Annotated in this window: 23 protein-coding genes; 5 read left to right on the top strand and 18 right to left on the bottom strand. The window is 53.4% G+C overall.

Annotated elements, in window-relative coordinates; translation table 11 throughout:
* Positions 1-42: 42 nt before the first annotated feature.
* Positions 43-2,067 carry a heavy metal translocating P-type ATPase gene (locus HMPREF9412_RS22640; RefSeq protein ID WP_009594098.1) on the bottom strand — a complete coding sequence of 675 codons (2,025 nt, stop codon included), beginning with the start codon at positions 2,065-2,067 and terminating at the stop codon, positions 43-45.
* A 340-nt stretch (positions 2,068-2,407) separates the two neighbouring features.
* Positions 2,408-3,517 (bottom strand): hypothetical protein, encoded by a 1,110-nt coding sequence (locus tag HMPREF9412_RS22645; protein ID WP_009594040.1) that lies wholly within the window; start codon positions 3,515-3,517, stop codon positions 2,408-2,410.
* A 187-nt stretch (positions 3,518-3,704) separates the two neighbouring features.
* Here HMPREF9412_RS22645 and HMPREF9412_RS22650 point away from each other — a divergent pair, with 187 nt between their 5' ends.
* The gene (locus HMPREF9412_RS22650; RefSeq protein WP_009594130.1) at positions 3,705-4,343 is read left to right on the top strand and encodes a nucleotidyltransferase domain-containing protein; all 639 of its coding nucleotides are present in this window, start codon (positions 3,705-3,707) and stop codon (positions 4,341-4,343) included.
* A gap of 61 nt (positions 4,344-4,404) precedes the next feature.
* On the opposite strand, the gene HMPREF9412_RS22655 is transcribed toward HMPREF9412_RS22650, so the two are convergent.
* Positions 4,405-5,697 carry a homocysteine synthase gene (locus HMPREF9412_RS22655; RefSeq protein WP_009594125.1) on the bottom strand — a complete coding sequence of 431 codons (1,293 nt, stop codon included), beginning with the start codon at positions 5,695-5,697 and terminating at the stop codon, positions 4,405-4,407.
* A 150-nt stretch (positions 5,698-5,847) separates the two neighbouring features.
* Positions 5,848-6,675: an SDR family NAD(P)-dependent oxidoreductase gene (locus HMPREF9412_RS22660; protein WP_009594055.1), complete on the bottom strand. Its 828-nt coding sequence runs from the start codon at positions 6,673-6,675 to the stop codon at positions 5,848-5,850.
* Positions 6,676-6,915: 240 nt separating this feature from the next.
* On the opposite strand from HMPREF9412_RS22660, the gene HMPREF9412_RS22665 reads away from it, so the two are divergent.
* A complete protein-coding gene (locus HMPREF9412_RS22665; RefSeq protein ID WP_036673148.1) occupies positions 6,916-7,173 on the top strand; it encodes a DUF3949 domain-containing protein in 258 nt (85 codons plus the stop codon).
* A 75-nt stretch (positions 7,174-7,248) separates the two neighbouring features.
* On the opposite strand, the gene HMPREF9412_RS22670 is transcribed toward HMPREF9412_RS22665, so the two are convergent.
* From HMPREF9412_RS22670 to HMPREF9412_RS22700, 7 genes are all read right to left on the bottom strand, one after another.
* Entirely contained in the window at positions 7,249-8,106 is an 858-nt protein-coding gene (locus HMPREF9412_RS22670) for an ATP-binding cassette domain-containing protein (RefSeq protein ID WP_009594050.1), read from the bottom strand.
* Positions 8,099-8,941, bottom strand: a complete 843-nt coding sequence (locus HMPREF9412_RS22675) for a hypothetical protein (RefSeq protein WP_009594080.1) — start codon at positions 8,939-8,941, stop codon at positions 8,099-8,101. Before HMPREF9412_RS22675 ends, HMPREF9412_RS22670 begins: the two co-directional genes overlap by 8 nt.
* Positions 8,922-9,611: an RNA polymerase sigma factor gene (locus HMPREF9412_RS22680; RefSeq protein ID WP_009594062.1), complete on the bottom strand. Its 690-nt coding sequence runs from the start codon at positions 9,609-9,611 to the stop codon at positions 8,922-8,924. Before HMPREF9412_RS22680 ends, HMPREF9412_RS22675 begins: the two co-directional genes overlap by 20 nt.
* 89 nt (positions 9,612-9,700) lie before the next feature.
* The gene (locus tag HMPREF9412_RS22685; RefSeq protein WP_009594071.1) at positions 9,701-11,902 is read right to left on the bottom strand and encodes an ABC transporter permease; all 2,202 of its coding nucleotides are present in this window, start codon (positions 11,900-11,902) and stop codon (positions 9,701-9,703) included.
* A complete protein-coding gene (locus HMPREF9412_RS22690; RefSeq protein WP_009594107.1) occupies positions 11,895-12,764 on the bottom strand; it encodes an ABC transporter ATP-binding protein in 870 nt (289 codons plus the stop codon). Before HMPREF9412_RS22690 ends, HMPREF9412_RS22685 begins: the two co-directional genes overlap by 8 nt.
* 317 nt (positions 12,765-13,081) lie before the next feature.
* On the bottom strand, positions 13,082-13,987 hold the full coding sequence (locus HMPREF9412_RS22695) for an aldo/keto reductase (protein WP_009594052.1): 906 nt from the start codon (positions 13,985-13,987) through the stop codon (positions 13,082-13,084).
* 50 nt (positions 13,988-14,037) lie between these two features.
* A complete protein-coding gene (locus HMPREF9412_RS22700; protein ID WP_009594117.1) occupies positions 14,038-14,832 on the bottom strand; it encodes a sulfite exporter TauE/SafE family protein in 795 nt (264 codons plus the stop codon).
* 122 nt (positions 14,833-14,954) lie between these two features.
* On the opposite strand from HMPREF9412_RS22700, the gene HMPREF9412_RS22705 reads away from it, so the two are divergent.
* Positions 14,955-15,140: a hypothetical protein gene (locus HMPREF9412_RS22705; protein WP_036673163.1), complete on the top strand. Its 186-nt coding sequence runs from the start codon at positions 14,955-14,957 to the stop codon at positions 15,138-15,140.
* Positions 15,141-15,184: 44 nt separating this feature from the next.
* Here HMPREF9412_RS22705 and HMPREF9412_RS22710 read toward each other — a convergent pair whose 3' ends face one another.
* Together HMPREF9412_RS22710 and HMPREF9412_RS22715 are read right to left on the bottom strand one after the other, a co-directional pair.
* Positions 15,185-15,739: a hypothetical protein gene (locus HMPREF9412_RS22710; RefSeq protein ID WP_009594076.1), complete on the bottom strand. Its 555-nt coding sequence runs from the start codon at positions 15,737-15,739 to the stop codon at positions 15,185-15,187.
* The gene (locus tag HMPREF9412_RS22715; RefSeq protein WP_009594082.1) at positions 15,736-16,638 is read right to left on the bottom strand and encodes a hypothetical protein; all 903 of its coding nucleotides are present in this window, start codon (positions 16,636-16,638) and stop codon (positions 15,736-15,738) included. Before HMPREF9412_RS22715 ends, HMPREF9412_RS22710 begins: the two co-directional genes overlap by 4 nt.
* 193 nt (positions 16,639-16,831) lie before the next feature.
* Here HMPREF9412_RS22715 and HMPREF9412_RS22720 point away from each other — a divergent pair, with 193 nt between their 5' ends.
* Positions 16,832-17,173 (top strand): hypothetical protein, encoded by a 342-nt coding sequence (locus tag HMPREF9412_RS22720; RefSeq protein WP_009594086.1) that lies wholly within the window; start codon positions 16,832-16,834, stop codon positions 17,171-17,173.
* 157 nt (positions 17,174-17,330) lie between these two features.
* On the opposite strand, the gene HMPREF9412_RS22725 is transcribed toward HMPREF9412_RS22720, so the two are convergent.
* The 5 genes from HMPREF9412_RS22725 to HMPREF9412_RS22745 form a co-directional block, all read right to left on the bottom strand.
* Positions 17,331-19,520, bottom strand: a complete 2,190-nt coding sequence (locus tag HMPREF9412_RS22725) for an alpha-galactosidase (RefSeq protein WP_009594085.1) — start codon at positions 19,518-19,520, stop codon at positions 17,331-17,333.
* Positions 19,521-19,567: 47 nt separating this feature from the next.
* Positions 19,568-21,610, bottom strand: coding sequence for a beta-galactosidase (locus tag HMPREF9412_RS22730; protein WP_009594058.1), 2,043 nt, complete (start codon positions 21,608-21,610; stop codon positions 19,568-19,570).
* Between the two features lie 116 nt (positions 21,611-21,726).
* Positions 21,727-23,013 (bottom strand): ABC transporter substrate-binding protein, encoded by a 1,287-nt coding sequence (locus tag HMPREF9412_RS22735; protein WP_009594112.1) that lies wholly within the window; start codon positions 23,011-23,013, stop codon positions 21,727-21,729.
* 71 nt (positions 23,014-23,084) lie between these two features.
* Complete coding sequence (locus HMPREF9412_RS22740; RefSeq protein WP_009594105.1) at positions 23,085-23,924, bottom strand: carbohydrate ABC transporter permease; 840 nt, start codon at positions 23,922-23,924, stop codon at positions 23,085-23,087.
* A complete protein-coding gene (locus HMPREF9412_RS22745; RefSeq protein ID WP_009594044.1) occupies positions 23,924-24,805 on the bottom strand; it encodes a carbohydrate ABC transporter permease in 882 nt (293 codons plus the stop codon). The genes HMPREF9412_RS22740 and HMPREF9412_RS22745 overlap by 1 nt, the downstream gene beginning before the upstream one ends.
* Positions 24,806-24,929: 124 nt before the next feature.
* Between HMPREF9412_RS22745 and HMPREF9412_RS22750 the strand changes: the two genes are divergently transcribed.
* Positions 24,930-26,586: cache domain-containing sensor histidine kinase (locus HMPREF9412_RS22750; protein WP_009594039.1), on the top strand; the 1,657-nt coding region annotated here is incomplete at its 3' end.

Consider the following 26,586-nt stretch of genomic DNA (forward strand, 5'->3'; position numbering starts at 1 on the left):
AAAGAAGGGGACGCTTTGTCATTGCAGACGATGCTCAGTCCATTAACGGCTGCTGCGCAGGAGGCGCAGCCCGTTCAGGATGACCAGAATCGTGCTTCCTTCGTGGCCGATGACCCCGAGCGGCAGCGCTACGCCTTCGATGAAATTGGCTGCAATCAGTGTCAAGATGACGGTAATGGCAAAGATCATGTTTTGCTTCACGATGCGTTGAACCTTGCGTGCCATTTTAACGGTACCGGCGATTTCATCGATGTTGTCGTTCATTAGCACCGCATCCGCCACCTCCAGCGCGGTTCCGCTTCCCGAAACGCCCATGCCGATGCCGACGGTTGCCGTGGCCAGCGCCGGCGCATCGTTCACGCCGTCCCCTACCATGACCACATGGCCATAACGGGCACGCAGGTCCTTAATATGGGTAACCTTATCCTCCGGCAGCAGGTCGGAGAACACCATGTCGACGCCGCTTTGCTTGGCGATGACTTCTGCCGTCGCCTTGCGGTCCCCCGTCAGCATCGCTACCTTGATGCCCAGCTGCTGGAGCCGCTTAACGGCCATGGCCGCCTGAGGACGGACCGCGTCCTGCAGCGCGATCATGCCCACGATGCTGTCCCCTTTCAGGATAACGGATACCGTTTTGCCTTCGGATTCCAGCGTGTCCCGAATGGACAGCCAGTGCTGGCGATTCTCTTGAACCGCGCCCAAGCTTTCATCTTGATCGGAAATCGCACCCGAACGCGGATCTTCGGTCCCTTCCTCCAGTATGTCGCTTTTGCCTATTTTCCAGGTGACTCCCGCAACTTCCGCCTGCATGCCCCAGCCAGTGATGGACTGACCGTTCTCTACCTGCTGCAGCGGTGCTCCCTCTTTCTCAGCTGATTGGACAATAGCTAAAGCTAGCGGGTGCTTCGACATCCGTTCGATGGAAGCGCTGATGCCGAGCAGTTCGTGCCGATCCCACCCCTCGCCTGCGATAAAATCCGTAACCACGGGTGTGCCGAGCGTCAAGGTACCGGTCTTATCAAATGCGACAACCGCCGTACGCGCCATATTCTCGATATGGGCGCCGCCCTTGAACAAGACGCCCTTTCGGGCACGATTGGAAATCGCCGACAGCATCGCAGGCATGATGGAAGATACCAGCGCGCAAGGGGATGCCACCACGAGAAACACCATCGCTTTGTAGAAGGTAGTATCCCAATCCCATCCCAGAACGGGAGTGGCCAGAACAATCAACGCCACGGTCGCAATGACAACGACGCGGGCATATATCGATTCGAACCGCTTGATGAACCGCTGCGATTCCGGCACCTCGTTCTCCGCTTCTTCCACCAGCCGGACGATCTTGGCGAACAACGTAGATTCCGCCGATTGGGTAACCTCAATGTACAGGACGCCTTCCCCGTTTAAGGTGCCAGTGAACACTTCATCGCCTACGGACTTATCGACCGGCACGGATTCGCCGGTAATGGAGGCCTGGTTCACGGAGGAGCTGCCGCGATAGATTTTGCCGTCTGCCGGAATCAGCTCGCCCGGCTTCACCAGAATGAGATCGCCGATCTCCAGCTTGTTAATGGATACCGACACCATTTCCCCCTTCTCGATGCGAAGGGCCGTCTCCGGCTGCAGCTCCATTAAGGACGAGATGTCCTTGCGGCTTCTTTCCATCGTATAACTCTCAAGCGCTCCGCTGAGGGCAAAGATGAAGATCAGCATCGCGCCTTCGTTCCAGTATCCGATCGCTGCAGCCCCCATAGCGGCAGCGATCATCAGCAGGTTCACATCCAGATCGCGTTCCTTCAGAAGAGTCTCGACGCCTTCTTTGGCTTTCACCCATCCGCCGACGGCGTAGGATATCACGTACAGCACAACGGAGAGCGGCTCAGACCATTGGCTGGTCAACCAGGCCACCAGCATCAGCAAACCGCTGCCCAGCGCAGCCACTACCTCCGCATTGCTCAGCAGGCTGCGGATATCCCATTTCCCCGGCTGCCTCGGCTCACGCGGATCGGCTCCATTTTCTATTGTCGATATGCGTCCAGTTGTCGTTTGACTTTGTATCCATTGCATAACCAATCACCTTCCTAATTGAGAATGAAATCCATTATTACTACCCTTAAAATGACACATGCTGCCCCGGCTAGGCCGGAGCAGCATGCTAAATGAGAATGAGAATCATTTTTGAACTTATACAATTTATTTTCCTTCGTACAACTTTATATGTATCATACTCACTTTGCTTTCATTTGTAAACCATATTTTTCACGTCATTTTAAATTCTGAAGAGCACTATCGGTGTTGTTGTCCACACATATGAGGCATATGTGCTATCAAACGTAAAAAAAGTCCTAGCGATTTCTTCGCAAGGACCTCTCTTATGAACCAAACCGTATAAAGCGCTCTCATTCACTCAATCGAGAATCATGGAACATCTGCGCCGCATTTCCAATCTCGCGCCGGTTATCCGTATGGCCGCAAGTTCCGAAGGATGACAGCAGACCTCGTGTATGCCCTGCCGGTACACCATCCGCAAATCAGCAGTGCCCACGCCATTGATCCGGAGCGTCAACTGGGGTTTCGTTCGTCTGATTCGACTGATCATCTCCGAGAACGCCGAGACCTTCTGACCTGCTTCATCCGATGATGCGGAATTCCCTATTCCTTCGCAATCGAATACCAGCACATCGGCCAAACGGGCAATCTCCGCCGCAGCCGACGGGCTCATTCCTTCGCCAAGCAGCGCCCCGTACCGTATTCGGACAAAACGCTTCTGATCCATCAGCGTCTGCTCCGCCACTTCTTCGATAAAATTATGGATCGATATAAACTCATCCGCATGTGCCGGACGTACAGCCAACAGCTCTAAATGGCAGTCTATGCCTTCCGCCCCGCACTGCTCCATCGCCCGGAACAAGGACTCGAGCTGAGCATCCTGCGCCTCGCGTAAATCCATCGTATTGGTAAGCCGGGCATCTTGCAGCAAACTGATCGCGCATCGGGCTCCGGCTGCCGCTTGAAACACCGACACCCAATACGTCACCCATAACATAATGAGTCTCCGTCTTAACAAAGCGCTCTTCTCCGCGCTCCGTGAATTCAGCCATGCCGAATATACCTCCTGCAGCAGGCCATGCTGCAAAGCATCCTCACCGCGTATCAGTCCGATTCCCTGAGCACCCTGCTCGAGATCACGTATGATGGATTCAGGATCCGCGGATCGGCTCATGACTTTCAGTCTTCGGTTCCTGTCACTCCACCCCAGCAGTCGGGTCAAGGAAGGTCTGTCCGTGCCGTTATGACGAATCCCCGAAACCCTGAGGGCTTCCTCAATGTCGTCAGGCGATGCCAGTAACAGCAATACCTCCTCATGGGTGACTCCTCCTGCCATAGCAAAATGCTTCAGCAGATCCGTCTCGGGAGAAAAATCGTTTGCCGTGATGTCCTCTGCTTCGATAAACTTCTTATCTTCCCATAAACGCTCTCCCAATTCACTGCCTGCTCCCCAATGCCTTTCCGTCATGGTTATCCTTCTACTCCCTTTCACCTTGAATTGGATAAACGCTTCTTTACAGGTTATTATGAAACAATTGGAAATATACAGCGCACGGGATAAACGCCGATCGAAAAAATATCCGCCCCCGACCATTTCCCGACCATTTATAATGGAGGAACGGGCCGAAGCGAGAGAACAAAGAGGAGGCATGGACATGCGAACCGATTATGACCATTGGGAACCCTTCAGCGTATCGGAGGCTGCCGGGATTTTTGCGAAAATCCCTGTTCATTGGTATATCGCAGGAGGATGGGCGTTAGATTTGCATTTGGGAGAGCAGACCAGAGAACACAGCGATACCGATATCCTGATCCATCGCGAAGAGCAGGCCGATGTTTACGCCGCCTTAGCCAAAGCTTGGACGCTGTACAAAGCCGATCAAGGAAACTTGTCGTTATGGGAAGAAGGCGAGTATCTGCATTCCGTCGGGGACGTATGGGTCAGCAGGAATGACAAAGCTCCATTTGCATTCCAGCTCATGTTGACGGAAACCGAACAGGATTGCTGGGTCTATCACCGGCAACCGTCGATCCGAAGACCGCTTTGCGATATCTTGTTGAAGACAGACCAAGGAATCCCCTACCTGAAGCCGGAAATACAACTCCTGTGTAAAGGAGGCAGCAGGAACATCCGCGATAAAGACGAGCGGGATTTCAGGACGGTCCTCCCCACCCTGGACCATGAGGCTGTTGAGTGGCTGGCCCAATCGCTCCGCACGCAATTTCCGGAAGGTCATCCCTGGATCGACTACATCGATCAACGGGGTAACTGCCGTGTGGCATCACAAAAATAGGGCGCCTTCCCCCAATAGGGAAAGCGCCCTTTGTCTTACCTATCGATATAGCAGGATTGTCTTACTTCTGGCTGGCCGCAATCGCTTGTTCCAGATCGTACAATATATCGTCGATGGACTCGGTCCCGATCGACAGACGCAGCAGTTCCGGATTGACGCCTGCCGTGAGCTGCTCGTCTTCGGACAGCTGCTGATGCGTCGTGCTGGCCGGATGGATGATAAGCGACTTGGAATCGCCAACATTGGCAAGGTGTGAGAACAGCTTCACATTCTCGATCACCTTCTGCCCTGCTGCTGCCCCGCCTTTAATGCCGAAGGTCAGAATGGCGCCTTGGCCCTTCGGCAGGTACTTTTGCGCCAGCTCATACGAAGGGTGGCTCGGCAGCCCTGCATAGCTGACCCATTCCACGGCTTCGTGATTCTCCAGATACTTGGCAACCTTCAGCGCATTCTCGCTATGGCGCTCCACCCGGAGATGCAGCGTTTCCAGCCCTTGAAGAAGCAGCCAGGAATTGAACGGGGACAGCGACGCGCCGATATCCCGCAGCAGCTGCACACGCGCTTTGATAATGTAGGCGATCGGGCCTACGGCCTCTGTATACACGACGCCATGATAGCTTGGATCCGGCTGCGTCAATCCCGGGAACTTGTCATTAGCCGTCCAATCGAATTTACCGCTATCCACAATGACCCCGCCGATGGAAGTGCCGTGGCCGCCGATGAATTTGGTCGCGGAATGAACGACGATATCCGCTCCATATTCAATCGGGCGCAGCAGATACGGGCTAGGGAACGTATTGTCGACGATCAGCGGAATGCCGTTCTCATGCGCTATGGCAGCAACGGCTTCCACGTCCAGCACATTCCCCTGCGGGTTGCCGATCGTTTCGGCGAACAGCGCCTTCGTCTTGCCGTTGATCGCTTGGCGGAAATTCTCCGGATCCGTGGAATCCACGAAATGGACCTTGATGCCCAGCTTCGCCAGCGTATTGGAAAATAAATTATAAGTGCCGCCATACAAGCTCGAGGAGGAAACGATTTCATCACCTGCACCCGCAATGTTCAGAATGGAGAAGGTGATGGCTGCCTGCCCGGAAGATGTCGCCAGCGCTCCGGCCCCGCCTTCAAGCGCTGCAATCCGTTTCTCGAATACATCCGTGGTCGGGTTCATGATGCGCGTATAGATGTTGCCGAATTCTTTAAGCGCAAACAGATTAGCTGCGTGCTCGCTGTCTTTAAACCCGTAGGAAGTGGTCTGGTAAAGAGGGACCGCGCGGGATAATGTGGTCGGGTCAAGCTCCTGACCGGCGTGAACCGCTAGCGTTTCAATGGAAAATTGGCGTTCTTCTGACATGGGTATTTCCTCCCTTTTCTTCATATGGAAAGTATGATCATTTCATAATTTCTCCCATTCTCTCATACTTTCCTTCGTTTGAAAAGAGTGATACCCAACTAATTTCATCGGAATATAATATTTTATTCTGCATGAGATTTGAAAACCCCTTCATTCCTTCTCCTCTCGATAAACTTTACCCCACCCATAACCGGCTTCGGGGGACGTATCCTCGGGCATGCCCGGCAAGATCAGGCCGCCGTCAATACGAAGGTTAACGCCGGTAATGTAGGAAGCCGCATCCGAGCACAGCCAAGCGATGGCTTCCCCGATGTCCGAGGGCGTCCCCAATCGCCCCAGCGGGATTTTGCTGCCAAGCGGCTCTTCCTCCGCCGATTGCTCCGGCTTGTGCACCGTCGCACCCGGAGCGACGCAGTTCACCCGGATGCCATGCGGCGCCCATTCCAGCGCCAGCGATTGCGCCGCGCGGATCAGCGCCGCCTTCATGCCGCCGTAGATGCTGTCCTTCGGGTAGGCCCTCTCTCCCCGAGAGGACGTAATGAAAATGACGTTTCCCGGAATTCCTTGGGCGATCATCTCCCGAACCGCATATTTGCTGAGCAGCATCGGCGCCCGGAAATCTAGATGCATCGTCATGTCCAGCGCATCCTCTTCTAGCTCCGTCAACTCGTCGTATAGACCGATACCGGCATTGTTCACCAGCAAATCGATCCGGCCGAATTCTTCCAGCGTCTTTCGTATCGTATTCTCCGCTTCGCTGCGAACGGTCAAATCGCTCTGAATAATAAGCGGCTCCTTGCCGTAGGTATGGCCGATGTCCTCCGCTACATCCACGATTCCTTCTTTGCTCGAATTGTAGGTCATCGCCAGCCGGTAGCCTTTTTCAGCCAGCACCTTGGCAATGCCTCGTCCGATTCCCGCGCCAGCGCCCGTTACCAGCGCCACCTTCTCCGTTCCCTGTTTACTTACGGTTCCCATGATTTCTCGCTCCCTTCCGAATTCATCCTTTCATGCCACAGTCGCTTGCCGCCGTTCAACGATGACGCGCACCGTGCCTACCCTTCCTTACCCTGTTCTGAAACGGATGATTGGCTTTCGATAGATAAAGTCGGCATAACGGGCGTTCATATGGTAAATATTTGAATCCATTCCGAGATTTATACGTAGTGTATATTAATATGGCTTTCCATATACGATAAACCAAAGGAGCGTGTACGTATGAGTTCTGAGATGTGGATGATTGCGAGCGTTCTGGTCGCCGCATTCCTGATCATGATTCCCGTACAGTACCGGTATATTGCAGCGTTAAAGGAAGATCCCCGAAGGCAGGGGGTCGATCAGGAAACGTATTACAACAACATATCGTTTCAAGAAGAACAGCTCCACTACAATACGCAAGTCTTGTTTTTGCCTTCCACCATGGTTGCTTCGTGGATTTATAATTGGAGGCATAAGAGTGGAAAAACGACCAGGTAGACGGCTTTAAACGGATGAAAACGCAAAAATCATCGCCCGAATGAAGGCGATGATTTTTCATGATCCAAGCTATACTCAGCCGCGTCTGGCTAATGCGTTCATATGTAGGAAAAAGGTGTCCTCTAAGGTAGGCGCCTTCTCCATGAACTCGGGACCCGGCTGCTTTTTCCCCATCAGCCTGACTCTCATCCGATGCTCCGTCATTTGAAAGTGAATCAGCAGCTCCTGCGGTATCCGCTCAAAGTCTTCCAAATCGATCTCGCCTTCCCAGACGCTGGAGGCCACATTCAGCTTCCATTGGGTCGGTGAACCGATATACCGGAGGCGGCCGCGGTGTATCCAGATGACGGTATCCGCCGCCTCTTCCCATTCGTTCAGCTCGTGGGCTGCAACGATCACCATACGGCCCCTGGCATATTTGGTCAGATATGTGATGAGAAATTTGCGCTCCTCCGCGTCCATGCCGTTCAAAGGCTCATCCAAGAACAGAAAGGACGGTGAGGCCAACAGCGCTTGTACGACGGCAATGCGCCGCTGCACCCCTTGCGACAAATTCTTGACCTTGCTCTTGCGGAAAGGCTCCAGCCGAAAGTCCGCCATCAGCCTGTCAATAGCTTCCGGATTAAACACGCCCTTCAATTCGGCCATATAGGTCAGCAGCTTGCCGACCTTCATATCCCCATACAGCTCGATATCCGCCGGAACATACCCGATTTGACTGCGGATCAGCGGCAAATGATCCCCTGCCCTGCGCCCGCTGTACAGTATATCGCCTGCATCGGGCGCCTGCAGCGTGGTCAGCAGCTCGATCAGGGTTGTTTTTCCGGCGCCGTTCGCCCCCACGATAAGGTTCAGGCCGGATTGAATCTCCGCTTTCTCGATTTCAAGCCGGTACGTGCCTGCCTGCCGTTCCAGTCCTTCCAGCCTAATCATTCGCCAATCTCCAGGCTCCGTTCAGCTTCAAGCTTCGTCCGTAGGAAGAAATCAGCAGAATCAAGCCGATCACAAGCAGGGACATGTCTGTCAGCATTTTGCCGCTCATGGAAACGCCGTGGTCCACGATCTGGCCCTGTATCACGATCCACATGCCGTACACCAACACCGCCGAGATCAGCGAATAGACCATGCCTTTGCGAAACAGCATATACATCGCGGCCCCTCCCGTCACCAGCAGAATGCCCATCCACTCCAGAATAAAGGGCCCGAATAAAAAGCGGGAGGATTCTGCTTGGATGGATCGAAGCCCGAGCGCAAGGGTACTGAGCAAGGCCATTCCGACGACGATGCCCGTCACGAGAAGCAGGCGGGTATACAAGACCAGTGCCGGCGGGTAAGGGGTCAGCGTCTCCACGGCCCGCATCCCTTTATCCCAGGTTCGACTGCTGAACAGCATCGATACGATCAGCAGCAGAGGGGTAATCAATGGAAAAATGCCGCCGGGCAAGCCGGCAAATTGATCAAGCGGATATTCCGGATCGATCAGCATGACCAGCATGCAGAATACCGCGCCTGCCGTGAGCAGAATGGATCTTTGATTCAATCGAATCTGGCTCCGAAGGATCTGTTTCAATGAGGGCGGGTCGACCTGCGGATTAAAATCCAGCTTGGGAGACTCGGGGTCAATCCGGAGCTGATTGAACTCCCCCTGAAGGGACGCGATGAGCTGGGCCGTCTCATCCGGTGTCGGCGACGGAAGAGCCGCTCGTCTGAGCGGGCCGCGAAGCTCGTCTTCAAGTCTTCTCAATTCATTATCGAATGGATGATCCATGGAGATACACCTCACTTTCTTTTACTTTGCTCTGCGAATCAGATTCTTCCGACTTGGAGCGGTTCCGTACCTGTTCCTGAGGACTCTTCTCCCGCGTCCTTCGGGACGAATGGACGGGAACCAAATCGGAATGCTCCATGGACAATGTTTTCTTCAGCTTTCTCAAGCCGTTATATAAATGCGTTTTGACCGTACTCAAGGGGAGGTCGACCAGGTCGGCGATTTCCTGCAGCTTCAGGTCATGAAAGAACCGAAGCGATATGACTTCCTGTTGTATATCGGGCAAGGTCTCGAGCGACGCCGCAATTTCGAGGGAAGTTTCCTGCCTTTCCACAAGCTCCTCCGCGCCCGGTTCAGGGTCGTATGCATCCGGCATCTCCTCACCCGCAAGACCTTCGGACCTGTAGGATGCGCTTTTCCAATAATCCTTGCACATATTCAGAGCGACGCGGTACAGCCAGGAGCGAACATGCTCGAGCGTCCCGTGCTGCTTCAGATGCCGTATGAGCCGGATAAAGGTTTCCTGAACGATATCCTGGGCCTTTTGCCTGTCGGCCAGCCTCTGGGTCGTATAACTGAGCAGCGGGCCATGGTACCTCGTCACCAGCATTTCAAACGCTTCCTGGTCGCCGGCAGCCATGCGTTCGGACAGCTGCTGATCGGAAATCATGCCTATCCCCCCCTTTCTACATGCATTCTCATCTTCCGTTATAACTATTTCTCAATTATAACCGACCGCGTGCAGGTGCATAGTCGTCATTATTTGACATTCATCACGGCATCCCACTCCTGCTGCCACTCTTTGTACGTGATCGGGTTCTCCGGTCGTAAGGCCGGGTTGCGTTCGGTGTCGGGAAGCATCAGCCCCTGCCCATAAAACTGCACCAGCAGCTCTTTGACCTGATTCCCTCTGCCTTCCTCCAGCGCCTTTCTAACCTGTCTGGCCATACTTATGCCTATTTGGTTTTGGGGATCCTCCCCGCTTCCGTTTTTGAACAGCAGCTGCTGTACCGACCGGAGATTTCCGTAAGCCGATCTTAATTGTTTATCGCTAAGCCCTTTCTCCTCCACGTAATACACATACCAGAAAAGACTGCTGATCTTCCCGCGCACGTCTCGTTCCGGATGCTCAAAATTATAATGGAACGCACCCTGGTTGCCGAACAGAATCGAGTTCATCCATTCGCCGGGCAAGTTCGCGAAGTTATAGGTGTAGTGGTTCGAGGACAGAATCAGGCGATGATTCACCTGAGGGTAATCAAAACCTTGGCCCAAATACAAGATCTTCTCGACCCTGCTGTTGAACTCGGGTATCCACTCGGAAAAATAGTCATATTTCTTTTTCATATCCCTCAGCAGCGACACGGATGCCTTCTCCAGATAAGGCGTTGTCACGATGGTAACCGGGAGATCGTTCCGGTGGATTTCCTTCCAAAATTGTCCCCCGTACAGAGAGATATTCTGCTCGATCTCCCTGTCCTCAAACCGCTGGTAGCCCGGCTTCCGCTCCAGCTCTTTCATTCCTGTATACAAGGGTTGCGGATAACCCTCCACCACCAGCTTCATCTCTCCTACAGAGTAGCGCAGCTTGCCGTATTGCCAGCCCAGATAAACATATTTTGACGTAAGGTCTCCATTATCGCTCTTTAAATATACCTCCTGATGACCCGGAAGCGGATACCAGGCCATATGTCCCTCCAGTTTAACTTCAGGCCCCACGCTATAGGCCGCAAATTCTTCATTGGAGTACCCGGCCATAAAATCCATCACCTTGCCCCTATATTCCAGCTCGGCTTGAAGGTCCCCTCCCTTGGCATCGCCAACCATCCTGATCGATATCCGCTCTCCCTGTCTGCGATAAGCAGCATCGATGCCCTGGAGTTGGACACGTTCAAGCTTGAACATCCGGTTCAAGGTTAACGGCAGCTGCCTCATGCCCGATATTTCGGAGGATGGTATCGTTAGCTTCGCCGTCACGCGAAGCTCGTCGTTTGGCAGCCGTTTCAGCTTGATGTCATAGGAAGACACATGATAGAAGGCAATATTTTCAGGATCATCGACATAAGAAATCGTCGGGTCTCCCAGCTTCGCATCAATTTGGGCATACCGTTCCGCCCAAAGCGTGCCGTAGGGCACGGCGGCGGCTGCCGTCAACACGACAGCCCCGAGCACGCCCAGCCACCCTGCCTTTTTCAGCATCGTGGGGCGCTTCGAGTTTAACAAGAACAAACACACCGTCAGCAGCAGGAACGTGAAGGCCAGCACGAACCAACGGGACAGCTGGATATCCTTGGATAGTAGGCCGTACCCCCAATTCTCATATTCAAACCGATTGGATTGAAGGAAGAATTGGTTAAGGTGAAACACTTGGGCCGGCATCCATCTTAATTCGCTGATGAAATAAATTTCCATAAAAAACGTTCCAAACATCCATGCACAGAAACCGATCAAATACACGATCCGATTCGGTATGCTTGCCCCGAGGAGCATCGCTAGCGCGAGCGTCACCATATAGGAAACCTCATACTGCACCGCGAATTGCATCGTATGCACCATCGCGATATCACCGGCTATCCCCTGGCTGACCGACAGGATATAGAATATAACCGACGTCGAGAGGGTAAACAGGGAAAAGTACAGCAAGCTGACCGCATATTTCGACGACAGCAGGGTGAAGAAGGACACAGGCAGGCTGTGGTTCCATTCAAACGACCGACGGCGGACATCCCGCCGGATGGACAAGATGCCGATTAACATCGCCGGACCCAGCGTCATCGTATGACCCAGCATGTGAAAGGAATACGCAGCCGAGTACAAGTTATGATTCGGTCCGTTTCCGCTTGCCGCCTGCAGCATGATGACGATGAACAGAATCGCGTAGAGGACCGGAAGCGAGGCAAACAAGGGATTGCCGAACAAAAGCCGCAGCTCCAGCAGACTATGCCTCCACCACTTATGCATGGCGATCCCTCCGCAGCAGAGCCAGATAGCCGTCCTCCAGGGTCGGATCCGCCGGAAACGCGCCGGTCACTGGGGCCGCTGCACTGATAAACCGGCAAAGCACGCCTTCCGGTACCGTTCGAGTGGACACGACGGACATGGGATCCATCAAGGCAAATTCCTCATGCCCCATCACCGCTTCCCACACTTGTCCCTTTCCGCAGGCCTGCAGTTCGGCCAGGCTGCCGTTCATGGCCAATCTCCCCTTGTTCATTACGGCGATGCGGCGGCAGTTGCTCTCGATATCCGCTACGATATGAGTGGACAACAGGACCGTCCGGTCGATGCTGAAACGGGTTAACACATTCCGGAACCGGACACGCTCCTGGGGATCCAGCCCAGACGTCGGCTCGTCTACGATCAAAATATCCGGGGAACCGAGCAGCGCTTGGGCAATGCCCAATCTTTGCTTCATGCCCCCCGAGTACGTACGCACTTTTTTGTCCGCCTTCTCCTGAAGATTGACCATCTCAAGCAGCCTGGAGATCTCCTTCAGCCTAGCGCTCCGGTCCGTGATCCCCTTCATGGCCGCCACATAATCCAGATAATCTCTGCCGGTCAGCTGCGGATAAATGTGAAAATGCTGCGGCAAATAACCGATCATCTGCCGAATCTCCTCCGGCCGTCCAAGGGATATTCCGTTCACCCTCACCTGCCCGGAGGTCGGCGTCAATAAGGTTGCCAGGATGCGCATTAAGGTTGTTTTTCCGGCGCCATTGGGGCCTAGCAGACCCGTCATGCCTTTATCCAATTGTAATGAAACATCCAAGAGCGCCCAAGCGCCCTTGCGATAGGTTTTTGATAGATGCTCAATGGTAATCATTCTAGAATCCTTTCACCATGTACGATTATGGCATAAGCCGCGCGGTTTACGTTCCTTGGAACGAACCATCGCCTCAAAAAGTTTGACATTCCCCAAGGTTTGACGCCAATTTATTGATAAAGTACAAATAAGGTACAAAAAAGCCCGTGATCCTAAGAGCGGATTGCGGGCATGAACTATTTCGCCTGACGTCAGGCTCTTATCCGGTTATTATAACATGCGGGAATGAGGTTCATCCGTAAATCTTCAAGCCATAAATATTTCATGCCCCAAAAGATTAACGGGATAGACCATTCACACGCTTATCGCTCCCGGTGTTACCGATGTGCCTCATATTGGTTGGCGCGGCTGATCGCCTGGATCGATTGGATGTCCTGAGGCGATAAAGCTTCCAAATCCCCCGCAGCCAGGTTATGCAGCAGCTGCTCAAGCGAGCTTGCCCCGGGAATGGTGCAGGCAACAGCGGCATGGGCCAAAGCATAACGAATCGCCAGCTGGGACAAATCCCGGCCTCTTCCAAACGCTTCAAGCTTCTTGAGCACGTCAAGCAGCTCTTGTTTGCTGTAATCCAGGTATCCCTTCTCGGCTTTGGCTTGTCCTCGGTCCGACAAGATGCCGCGGGCAACGGGACCCCGGGCAATCGCGGATATTCCGTTCTCCTCAAGCAGATCAAGGACCGTTTCCTCCGGTCTCCGGTCCAGGATGCTGTACTGGCTCATGACGCTGACGATGTGGGATTTCGCGACATACTCGCGGATGACGTTCGGCCGGATGGACGATATGCCGTAATATCGAATCCACCCTTCCCGCTTCAATTCTTCAAAAGCTTCAATCGTCTCTTCGATCGGATCATCCAGCGTCCCCCCGTGAAGCTGGTACAGATCGATATAATCCGTACCCAGTCTGCGCAGACTGTCCTTAACGGCTGATTTGATGTAGTCCTTCGAAGGATCCCATACCCAGCCCTCCTGTCCCGGCACGCGGCGGTTGCCCACTTTGGTGGCGATGATGACGTCCTCACGTCGGCCCTGAACCGCTTTGCCAACCAGTTCCTCGTTGCGGCCTTCATCGTATAGGTCCGCCGTATCCAGAAAATTCACGCCTCGATCCAACGCTTCATGAATAAGCTTCACCGCTTGTCCTTCGTCCGTACCCAGCGACATGCAGCCCAGCCCGATTTCGCTTACATACAATTCCGAAGAGCCCAGCCGATTGGTTTTCATCGTTCATCTCCTCCTCTTCCATCATGATGAATAAGGTTCTACCTCTTTACTTACCCTAAAATATCGATCCAGATCTTGACCGCCGTCACCGCAATGAGAAGAGCCAAGGCGTACCGCAGCAGGCGGACGTTCATCTTGCGGCTGATAATCGCGCCGATGGGGGCACCCATCAAGCTTCCGGCAACGGCAAACAGGGACGGCCAAATCGGAATGTCGCCCGAGGCGATTTTGCCGATAACGCCCCCGACCGCGGACAGAAAGACGATCGCGAGCGAGGATGCGATGGTGATCCGCGTCGGGATCTTAAGAACCGTCAGCATAATGGGGATCAGGATAAAGGCGCCGCCGGCCCCGACGATTCCGGCGATGCCGCCGACAATAAAGGCCGCTCCCATCGCAATCCATTCATGGTAAGTCACCTCGCTCACCGATCTGTTCTCCATGGATGCCCGGGTCGGCACGATCATCAATAACACCGCGATCACCGCCAGAAATCCATAAATCACGTTAATCGTTCCGCTCGTCATAAGCATCGAGGAAAGGCTCCCGATCAGACTGCCAATCAAGGTACTGGCCCCCATCTGGATGACCAATCGCTTGTGAACGTACGACTCACCGCCGCGCGAACTCATCCGATTGGTTAGCATGCCTGACAAGGAAGCAAAAAATACCTGCAGCATACTGATGGATGCGACCTCCTTGGAGGTGAAGGCCTCCAGTCCAAACCAGGAAGGTACATATAGAAGCAAGGGGAAATTAATGATCGCCCCGCCTATTCCCAGCAACCCTGAGAAAAAAGAACCGATGATACCTATAAAGACCATGACTACAAGTTGCACTATCAAGGTGATCGATCTCCGTTCATTTGATATCGTTGCCGGGGCACATTGCTATTGAATGTGCCTCGCTGTTGATTTATAATAAACCCAAGTATTTGTATCGGAAATTAAGGAGGTGTGTGGTGATCATGTTGAATAAGCTGAAATCTCTATTCCAGGACCGATGCCCCGACTGCGAGCAGAAGCTGATCTCCAGGCAAGAAGACATGGCAACGATCAAGCACTGCCCGGATCATCACTACACCGAAGAAATATATAACCAGTTGGGCGTTACGATCGTGTATCATCCCAGCAAAGACAATGGTTCAACATGATTGATTTCATAATCGTTAACAAACCTGGGTATAGCGCTTTATTCCTAGATCTCGGTCGATTTCCGTACGGCAAGCCTGACCAGGAGCAGAACCGCGATCTCGGCCGCCATTACGATGAGCGAGCACAGAAAGAACACAAGGAACATATCGCCCGAATCCAGATTTAAAATGAATGGGTACACGATCAGCCACAGGAACTGTCCCGCCATAAATAAGTGCAGCCGGAAGCTTGCCTTGTGATCCAGTCCGGACGCGTTACCCGCGAAATGCGCCTGGATGCCTCTGCAAATTCCGTAAATCAATACGGTATGCAAACAGAGGGCAGGCAGCTGGATCCATACATCCTTCGCGGATTGCACGGGTAAGCCGTCTATCCCCGCTTCGGTAAACCAAAACAATTGTAACACCGACCAGGCCATCAGCAGCCAAGCCGACAGATGCCCTGCCTTAAAATATCCGTTCAACTTCTGGAGCCGCCATAGTCCCGAAGCGATCAGCAGGTACCCGAGCATATCGGGCAACATATCCACCGAGTCCAGCTTAAAGTCGACAATTACAAACAACAGGCCCCAGCCCATACGCCCGTAAGCCCTAGTCATGGTGTCCTCCTGCTATCCCGGACAAATTCCGACAATTCTTGATCCGTCGGTCTCGGGTGATAGGGAATTACCGATTCTCCATGCCACTGGCGACCGCTTTCCTCCATAAAGGTTGTTTTCAATAGGAGTTGGTAAACCTGCATGCTCTTCTCAAGCGACGGCATATCAAATTGGTGGCTGATTCGAATGGAATCCCCTTTATGAATGTTAAGTGGAAGCTGAATCTCATCGATGAGCTCGCCTCTTAACTCGATGTGCGCTTCCGAAGGTTGCGACCGGTAGCTGGTACCTGGTATTTGACTTGAAATGTCGGCATAGATTCGGAGATGCCCCTCTAGAGCGATATCCAGCAGTTTCGAGGAGAACGCCGTTAACTGTACCGGACGCTTCACAACAGCGGAGTCGTATCCCGAATGATCGGAGGAAGATCCGCCGGATGTCCACGATATCGGATCTTGATCTTCCTGATGATATACGCCGGGCCAAACGTATATTTCCCCGACATTCACTTGCTCCGAGCTTCCGTCGGAATAAAGCGCGGTAACTTCCCGAATAAGAATCGGCTCCTCCAGCTTCTCTCCTGTCCCTTTTTTCTCAGGGGCATTTAAGTTCACCATCATTTTTCCTAAGTACTGCCTCTGATACTCCGCATATCGGGGATAGGGCGTCACGATCTGTCCAGGGTAACCTTCGATCCGGATGGAGCTCAACCTCTTATCTGCTTGTTTGTCCTCCACATAATACAAGTCGAATACGCGGCCTCCCCCTTCCCTCGTCTCCACATGATGCTCGAGGAATACCGTTCTTCCCAGTTGGTTGGCTTCGTAATACCAGACATTCCCGATCCAGCTGCAGGCTGCGAGCAGGATGGCGAGCACGTAATACCATTTCTTGCTCATGGCCCCTCCATATGTATCATGCGTTTGTTCCATATTCTTTAACTATCTTAACACGTAATATCGAAGAAGAGGGTTTGAACTGCGTTAATTTTTCCGTCTACTTCCCGCGGGAGAAACCCAGTCCGGATTGAAATAACGAACCCTATTCGTGGACAGACTAGTTGAAGCCACCCTAAAATCAAGGAAGGTGTCCATGATGAATCCATCGATCGAAGAGGTTACGAACTGGCTTCAATCCAATAGCAACCGCACGCTGCACATATCCAAGCAAGAAGAGAAGGATCAAGACCAGATTGAATTACGGCTGGAACGATTTGAACATCAGCAGCAGCAAGCGCAGTCCATCGACGGGTATGGAGATCGCCATGCTCTTCTGCTGCACGGCCCCGGCGTGGTCATCACGGCAGGCCACGAAGCCCCGCTGCCAAGCAATGCCTTCGTCATCGGGCTGGACGGGTTGACGGCCGCGGAGATTCAAGACCGTCAAGTGGTGCTCACAACGGAACGGGGCATTTATTCCATCACGGCGACCTGAATGCAGCCGGTAGAAACAGCAAGAACCGCCAGAGAGAGTGCTTCTCTGGCGGTTCTTTTGGCTTCTATGCAGCTTGATACAGCTTGATGCTGGATCAACCTTGATTTAACGTCGCGCTCGGGACGCAGATGGCTTCCGCAGGCTTTTAGTAAACAGCTTATACCCGTTCGAATCTCCAGATAAAGCTTTGGAAATCGCCGTGCATCGGCGGAACGGCCAAGCCGGCGTTCATCAGCCGGTCTCCGCCGTAGATGTTCCCGTCCTCAAGGCACTTGTAATCCCCTTCCGGATCCAGCCCCATCGTACGCAGCCACCGAATCGGCTCATTCGCCTCGCTTAAGATGCGGAAATAATACAGCACCGCTTCCGAGCGATCCTCGGAGACGATCGTCCAGGCCGCTTCATTCCCTTCGAACGGGTTCCGAAGGCGGTAGAAATCCCCGAACTGCACGAGGTGCCGAATCTCTTTGTACAGCTTTACCTGCTCGCGGACCTCCTCCTTCTCCTGTTCGCTGAAGGCCGTCAGGTCCAGCTCATAACCGAAATTGCCCGACATTGCCGCGTGTCCTCTCGTCCGCAGCGAAGTATTCCGGTGCACCTGATGATTCGGAACGGCGGACACATGCGCTCCCATGGAGCTAAGCGGATAAACCAGGCTCGTTCCGTATTGGATCTTCAATCGGCTGACGGCATCGGAGTTATCGCTTGTCCACGTCTGCGGCATGTAATACAGCATTCCCGGATCATAGCGTCCGCCGCCCCCGGAGCAGCTCTCGAACAAAATATGCGGGAACTCCGTCGTCAGCTGTTCCATCACCCTGTACAGACCGAGCATATAGCGATGGGCCGTTTCCCGCTGGCGCTCAGGCGGCAGCGCAGCAGATCCGATCTCCGTCATGTTCCGGTTCATGTCCCATTTCACGTAGGTGATCGGCGCGCTTCTCAGGATGCCGCGAACCATATCGGCCACCGCGTCGCCTACTTCCTCGCGGGAGAAGTCCAGGATCAGCTGCTGTCTCCCTTCCGTCCGCCGGCGTCCTTCCACGTGCAGGCACCAGTCGGGATGCTTACGGTACAGATCGCTGTCCGGCGATATCATTTCAGGCTCAAACCACAAGCCGAACTGCATATCCAGACCGCGGACCCTCTTCACGAGATCCTCGAGGCCGTCGGGCAGCTTGTTCTTGTCAACGACCCAATCCCCGAGGGAAGTCGTATCGTCGTTGCGCTTGCCGAACCATCCGTCGTCCAGCACGAACAGCTCGATGCCGAGATCCCGTCCCGCGCTTGCAATCTGCTCGATTTTATCGGCATTGAAGTTGAAGTAGGTTGCTTCCCAATTGTTCACCAGCACCGGGCGCGTGGCATCCCGGAATTGCCCCCGGCACAGCCTTGTGCGGTACATTTTATGATAGCGTCTGGACATGCCGCCGAGGCCCTCCGCCGAGAAGACCATCACCGCTTCCGGCGTCTGGAACGACTGTCCCGGCTCCAGCAGCCACGTGAAATCGAACGTATTCAATCCCATCGTGACCCGGGTCGTATCGTATTGGTCTACCTCGACCTGCGCGGAGAAGCTGCCGCTGTATACCAGACTGAAGCCGTACACCTCGCCGAACTCTTCGCCTGCCCCCTCGGACAGCAGCGCTAGGAACGGATTGTGGTTATGGCTGCTTGACCCCCTGCGGCTCTCGATGCCCTGCATGCCCGGGGATAGTCTTCTACGCTGCACATGGCGCTCTCTCGCCCATGCCCCATGGAGATGCAGCAGGTCATAACGGCTGTGATCCATATCCACGCTGGCGCTCATGGCACGCAGCAGCGTCATGTTCTCCTTGCTGTCGTTGCGGAAGGATACGGAGCGGGAAATAGCGTCAAACGCCTTCATGACCGTATAAGACAAATAAATCGTCAAACCGCTTACCCGATCAAACAGTTCCAGCTCCAGCGTATCCGCCTCGTCATCCTGTTCCGTGTATACGGCAGGCAAGCCCTCAAGCTTCGGCTTGCCGCTGTAGATCCGGTGACGGACATATTCGGCCTCGGTGACCGTGGTCCCGTTAGCCAGCTGTATCTGATATGCAGGCTGCCGAAAATCGCCGCTGCCATAGCCCGGGTATTCCTGAGGCAAACTGTCCAGGGAGAAGGAAGCATCCTCGCGAAACGGCGTCGGCGAAAAGGATGCTCTTCCCCTCCGTTCCAGTAATCCTAGGACGCGGTTATCGCGAATCCGGCGTCCCCAATAGGCATGCGCCGGATAAACGCCGCGCACCAGCTCAATCACATAACTTGACCGATCGCTCTGGAGATGGAATATCCCCAGATCTTCATGGAAATGTATACTCACTGCTTTTGCCCCCTAATCAAGGTCCGAGTAAGATCTCCTTGCTCTCTTTAAGACCGGGCGGCGGCAGCCCGTTCCAGAATCATGACGTCCCTTCCCGGAATCGTGACATGGCCCGTAACCTGCCGGCTGCCCAGGAGATCGAATGATTTGGCAGAACCTGCATCAAACGTCATCTCTTCGGCATTGTGGTTCAATATGAACAGATAGGACTTTCCGTTCTTCACCCGCTCCACCACCTCTACCCCTTGTGGTGTATCCAGCAGCGGCTTCACGCCTTGTTCTTCGCACAGATTGGCAAGAAACCCTTGCAGGAACTGCGCATCCGGACTGCTGGCCACATAATAGGCCTGCCCTTCGCCAAACGCATTCTTCGTTAAAACAGGCGTGCCTTTGTAGAAGTCGGATCCGTACTCAGCCAGAACCTCCGCCGTCTCCGCATGGATGACATCGCACAAAATTCCACATGGATAACTTCCACGCAGCGTTCCCCAATCCTGCTTCATGTCGATCTGATTTTGCATTCCGGGCAGCAATGCATCGATTTCCTCAGCCCAAATGCCGGTCACGTTGCGCAGCTCGCCCGGATGACCTCCGAGGGTCACCAGATCGTTCTCATTGACGATGCCGCTGAAGAAGGTGGTCACAAAGGTTCCGCCCTGCGATACGAACCGCTCCACGCGCTGGGCTACGCCCGGCTTCACCATGTACATCACGGGGGCAATCACGATATCATACTTGCTTAGATCCTCTTCGACGCTGATGATATCGGTCTGGATATTCTGCTGATACAGCGCGTCATAATATTTATGAACCTCATCCACGTAGTTCAGGGCTTTGGAAGGTCCGCTTGACAGCTCCAGCGCCCAGCGGTTCTCCCAGTCGTACATGATCGCCACCTTGGCGTCCGAACGGGAGTCGAGCAGCTTGTCTCCGAGCTGCTGCAGCTCTTGCCCCAGCTCCGCGCACTCCCGGAAGACCCGGGTATGCTCATGTCCGACATGCTCAATCAATGCGCCGTGGAATTTCTCGCACGCCCCCACGGAACGGCGGAGCTGGAAGAACATGACCGTATCCGCGCCGTGCGCTACGGCCTGATAACTCCACAGCCGCATGACGCCGGGACGCTTCGCGGAGTTGTAGGGCGACCAGTTCTGAACGCTCGGGGTCTGCTCCATCAGCATGAACGGCTGTCCGCTTCTCAACCCGCGCATCAGGTTATGCGACATCGCCGTAAAGCTCACCGGCGTATCGATCGCGGGATAGTTGTCCCAGGACACCACATCCATATGCTTCGCCCACTCGAAGTAATCCAGCTCCGGATAAAAGCCCATCAGATTGGTGGTGACCGGAATATCCGGCGTGACCTTCTTCAGCTCATCTCTTTCCAGCCGGTAACATTGCAGCAGGCTGTCGGACTGGAAACGGCGGTAATCCAGCGATATTCCCTGGAAGAACGACCGGTTTCCGCCGAATTCCTCGCTGAGCGCATTCGGCACCACGATCTCGTCCCACTCGTAAAAGGTATGGCCCCAAAACCCGGTATTCCATGCGGCGTTCAGCTTATCGAGCGACCCGTAACGCTCTTTCAGCCAGACGCGGAACTGACGCTCGCAGTTGTCGCAATAACAATACCCGCCATACTCATTGGAGACGTGCCAGATGACCAGCGCCGGATGATCCTTATACCGTTCAGCCAGCTTGCGCGCCATCAGCACGGAATATTTGCGATAGGTCGGGCTGTTCGGACATGAATTATGGCGGCCGCCGAATTTGCGTTTGCGCCCATCGTAATCGACGCGCAGGATGTCCGGGTATTTCTTGGCCATCCAAGCAGGGTGTGCCCCCGTGCTGGTTGCCAAACAGACATGAACCTGCTCCTCCGCCAGACGATCCATAATTTCATCAAGCCACGCAAAATCATAGCTTTCCTCATCGCGCTGCGTTTTGGCCCAGGAGAATACATTGAGGGTCGCCACGTCGACGCCCGCCAGCTCGAACATCCGCAGGTCCTCTTCCATCGTTGCCTTGTCCCATTGCTCGGGGTTGTAGTCCCCGCCATACCATATCTTAGGAAAACGTTGATTAATCATAGAATTGCCTCCTTCATAGACTCTGCTATAGAAAAGAGGTACCACCCCTTATCTTGTCGGACAAGGGATCATACCTCTTATGAACGTCTGTTAACTTAAAATTTTTGCATGGCTCCTTACTTGCTCAAGCTATCCCATGATGTCTGCATATCTTCAAGCATCTTGTTCGTATCGGATTTGCCGGCGAAGAATGCCTGCATCGCGCCGGAGAATTCCTGTGCGGCGCCATCTGGGAACTTCGCGGATTGTCTTGGCAGCACTTTGCCTGCCTGCACGTACTCCCATACGGCCGAACCCAAGTCGCCCATATCCTCAGGCGTTGCTTCGATGGTCTTCAAGGCCGGGATGAATTTGAATTTTTTCACGATGTACTCTTTGCCGATATCGGATGTGACAAACCAGTTCAGGAAGATCTTCGCTTCTTCCTTCGAAGCGGAATCTTTGTTAATGACCAGGTTGGCAGGTACGCCGACGTTCAGCTTGTCATTTTGCTCCGCATTGTCGCCAAGCGGCATCGGCAGGTAGCCGAGATTCAGATCCGGATTGATGGCATCGATCTCGGTTTGAGCCCAGTTCCCGTTCTGCATCATGGCAGCTTTACCTGTAGCCAGCAGGGAAATGGCCGTATTGTAGTCGGTGGTCAGCGGGTTCTTGTTGCCGTGGTCCAACGTCAGCTGCATCAGCTTGGTCCACTCTTCGAACTTCCCATTGCCCACGAATTTTTGCGTGCCGTCGTTCAAGCCCTGGATAAACGCATTCGGGTCATCCTGCTGGGCGAATGCCGGGTTAATGCCCTGGTTGCCGATCAACCACCATTCCTGGTAAGCGTTCGCAAAAGGAGTTATGCCTGCGGCTTCCAGCTTCTTCGCGGCATCCGCCAGCTGGGTATACGTTTTAGGAAGCTCGGTAATGCCAGCCTGCTCAAACAAATCCTTATTGTAGATGTAACCCCATCCTTCAAGGTTCATCGGCATGCCGTATACTTTACCGTCTTTGGTCATCGGCTCTTTCGCCATGTCGACCAGATCGTTCACCCAAGGCTGATCGGACAGATCCTCAAGACGGTCGATCCACATCTCCATCTCGGCGTCGCCGCCATTGGAGAAAATATCTGGCGCATCGTTGGATGCGAATTTGGTTTTCAATGCAGCACCATAGTCAGCGCCGCCGCCTACCGTTTGAATATCCAGCTTGATGTTCGGGTATTCCTTCTCGAATTCGACTTTAAGCTCATTCAAGCCGTCCACGATCTCGGTTTTGAATTGAAAAATCTTGACCGTTTTGACTTCGCCGGAAGCTCCATCCGAGCTTCCGCCCTGGCCTTCTTCCGACTTGCCGCCGCAAGCTGCAAGCAACAGCGAGAAAGCCAGCAGCATCACGAGTGATAATTTCATTTTGTTCATCTTTACTACCCCCTGATAATGATTATATATAAAGATGGAAAAACCGGTTATGGGCGAGGCGCCCGCTGCCCTTACCCCTTAACGGAGCCGGCAGCGACGCCCTCAACGATGTACTTCTGCAGTGACAGGAAGAAGATGATGATCGGCGTAATGCCCAGCACGAGCGCCGGCAGCGCCATATCCCACTGCTTCGAATACTGCCCGAAGAACGCAAAGGTCGCAAGCGGAATCGTCCGCAGTTCCGGACTTTGCAGAATCAAGGATGGCAGCAGGTAGTCGTTCCAGACCCACAGGCAGTTCAGGATGATGACCGTGACCATCATAGGTTTCAGCATCGGCAAAACGATGCGGCCAAATACCCTGAACGGAGAAGCGCCGTCGACCGTGGCGGCCTCTTCGATCTCCAGCGGAATGCCTTTCACGAAACCGTGGAACAGGAAGACCGACAGCGGTATGCCGAGTCCGAGATAACTGAGAATCAGACCCACGATGCTGTTGTTGACGCCGAGAAAGTTAATGACCTGCAGCAATGGAATCATAATGGATTGGAACGGAATGACCATGGCCGATACGAACAGCATGAACACGATTCGATTGAATCTCGTATTGGACCGGACCATCCGGTAAGCTGCCATCGCGCTCAGCAGGGCAATGATCAGATTGCTGATGACCGTAATGATGATGGAGTTCGTGAATGCTTCCGGGAAGCGGGTCATTTCCCAAGCCTTGCTGTAGTTGTCAAAGTGAAAGGCCGTTGGCCAGTTGGCCGCGTCGACCATAATATCGCCCAGCGATTTGACCGAGTTTACCAGCAGGAAGTAGAACGGTGCCAAGAAGATCAAGGCAACAATGACCATCACAATCTGCAATACGATCGTGGAGGCCGACATGGGAGGTTTCTTCGATCTCATTAAGCTTCAACCTCCTTCTGCTTCGTTAAACGGACTTGAATGAGCGTAATGACGGCAACGACCAGGAAGAAGATCAAAGACTTGGCCGTCCCGAGACCGTACCGGTTGTTCAGGAACGCCTCGTTGTACACGTTCATCGCCAGCGATTCCGTGGAGCGGTAAGGTCCGCCCTTGGTCAGCGACAGGTTCAGGTCGAACATTTTGAAAGACCAGGAAATCGCCAGGAACAAACATACGGTAACCGCCGGCATAATAAGCGGTACGATGATGCTCTTGAGCACTTGGAACCGGTTGGCCCCATCAATCTCGGCAGCTTCCATGACTTCCTTGGACACGTTCGTAATGGAGGCGATGTAGATGACCATCAGATAGCCTGACGACTGCCATACGAATACCATGATGATGCCCCAGAAGCCGGTTACTTCGTCTCCCAGCCACGGAAGATTAAAAAACGGAATTCCCGTCGCTTCGCCAACGGTTGCAAAGCCTTTTATGAAGATAAACTGCCAGATGAAGCCGAGCAGCAATCCGCCGATCACGTTCGGCATGAAGAATATCGTCCGCAGCCAGTTGCGCGCCCGAATATTTTTCGTTAAGAAGTAGGCCAGGAAGAATCCGACCAAATTCGTCAGAAGCACGCCGACGATCGTAAATTTGGTGGTGAACCAGAAGGATTGGGCGAATGCGCTGTCATTTGTGAAAATCTGTTTGAAATTGTCCAGCCCGACCCATTCGACGTTCCCGGAAACGCCATTCCAGTCGGTAAACGAGTAATACATCCCCATCACAAATGGGATAATGATCGTAATACCGAAAAACAGCAGCGCGGGTCCGATATAAACCAACTGCTGCGTCAAAGCAGCCGTTCTCTTGCTGTTCATGTTAATCCCCCTCCGCTTGTCCTATCGTTTCTCTATCCATTTCTCTATGATTTAATTATGCTAAGATGAAGACCTTGGGACTACCATAGGATGTGAACTAATTGGTATAGAAAATTGATCGGCGGTGAAAATATTGAACTGGAACTGGAACAGCATCCGCACCAAACTGATTACCTTCATGATCATGGCGACCATCATTCCGACCACCATTTCCATGATCATCAGTTATGTCATGACAACCAACTCGCTCAAGGAACGGGCCGTTGTTGAGAATATGAACCTTCTCTATCAGGGACGGTTGAATTTGGAGAGCTATTTGGAAGAGATGAACCGTAGCTCCCTTACGGTCTACTCGGATCCGGATTTTTTCCGCAGTCTCTATTACAGTCATGAGAACATCAACGCCAGCGGCAGGCAATCCGCCACGCTGCAATCCATTCAAAAAGCCATCAGCGGCTCAAGGCAGGTCTATCTTTACGTCGACGGCAAACGGGAAGCCACGTTATTCGCGCAGGATATCGCCAGAAAAACAAGCGAAGTCAACCTCTATCCCGAGATTCCCGATCTTCGTAACGATACGGTGTTCCTTCAGCCGCCGCATCCCCTTCATACGTACGGGTTTCAGTTAGCTTATCCCTATGAAGCCGATCAACAAGTATTCACGATGTACCGGGTCATTGAACGGGTCCCTTCAACCGAACGATTGGGCATTCTCGCCATCGATCTGGACATGGATTTCCTGAGCAGGATCAGCGGCCAGCTGTTCCAGCCTGATCATGAACAGCTGTACATTGCCAATGAAGACGGGTATATCATGTATTCCGGCAATGACGAAATGCTGGGACAACAAGTCCAGGGGGACTGGTACGCCAGCATCAAGCAATCCGGCAAGAAGGAAGGCCATTTCGAGTATAACAACAAAATCTATTTATATAACAATATCAAGACGTCGGTCAGCGACTGGACGATGATCAAGGAGATTCCTTCCTCCTATATTTTAAGCAGCGCGGACAAAGCTGCCTTCGTCAATATTTTGCTGATCGGCGTATCCCTTATTCTCATCATCGCCGCCACGATCTGGATTTCGGTCTATATCACGGCCCCGATCCGCGAATTGGTTGGCCTCATGAGCCAGGTCAAAAGCGGACGAATGACCGTGGATATCTCGTCCAACCGCAAAGACGAAATCGGAGCCCTCCATCGCAGGTTCGGCAGCATGATGGATACGATCAACAACCTCATCCTGCAGGAATACAAGCTGAAGCTGGCGAACCGGACTAACCAGCTCCGGGCGCTGCAGGCGCAGGTGAATCCGCATTTCATGAACAATGCACTGCAGACCATCGGCACCCTTGCGCTGGAGCATGGCATGAAGAGGATATACTCCCTGATCTCTGCTCTGGCCCGGATGATGAGATACAGCATGTACAATACCGACAAGCCGGTCACGCTGGCCACGGAGCTTGATCATATCAAGGATTACGTGGAACTTCAGAAGGAACGATTTGAGAATCAGTTCGACTTCCGTTACGATGTGGATGAGTCGACTCTGCAGGTGTTGATTCCGAAGATGCTGGTTCAGCCGCTGATCGAGAACTTTTTCAAGCATGGCATGAACCCCTTGGAGCAAGACAATTTCATTGCGCTCACAAGCCGGCGCCTATCGGCCTCGATCGTGCAGATCACGGTCGAAGATAACGGAAACGGGATGCAGGAGGAGCCGTTCCAAGCCCTTCAGGAGCACTTGCTTCGGATGGAAGAGTTGGATCTGGAACAGCTTC

This window comes from Paenibacillus sp. HGF5, from assembly GCF_000204455.1.
GTDB lineage: Bacteria > Bacillota > Bacilli > Paenibacillales > Paenibacillaceae > Paenibacillus_AQ > Paenibacillus_AQ lautus_A.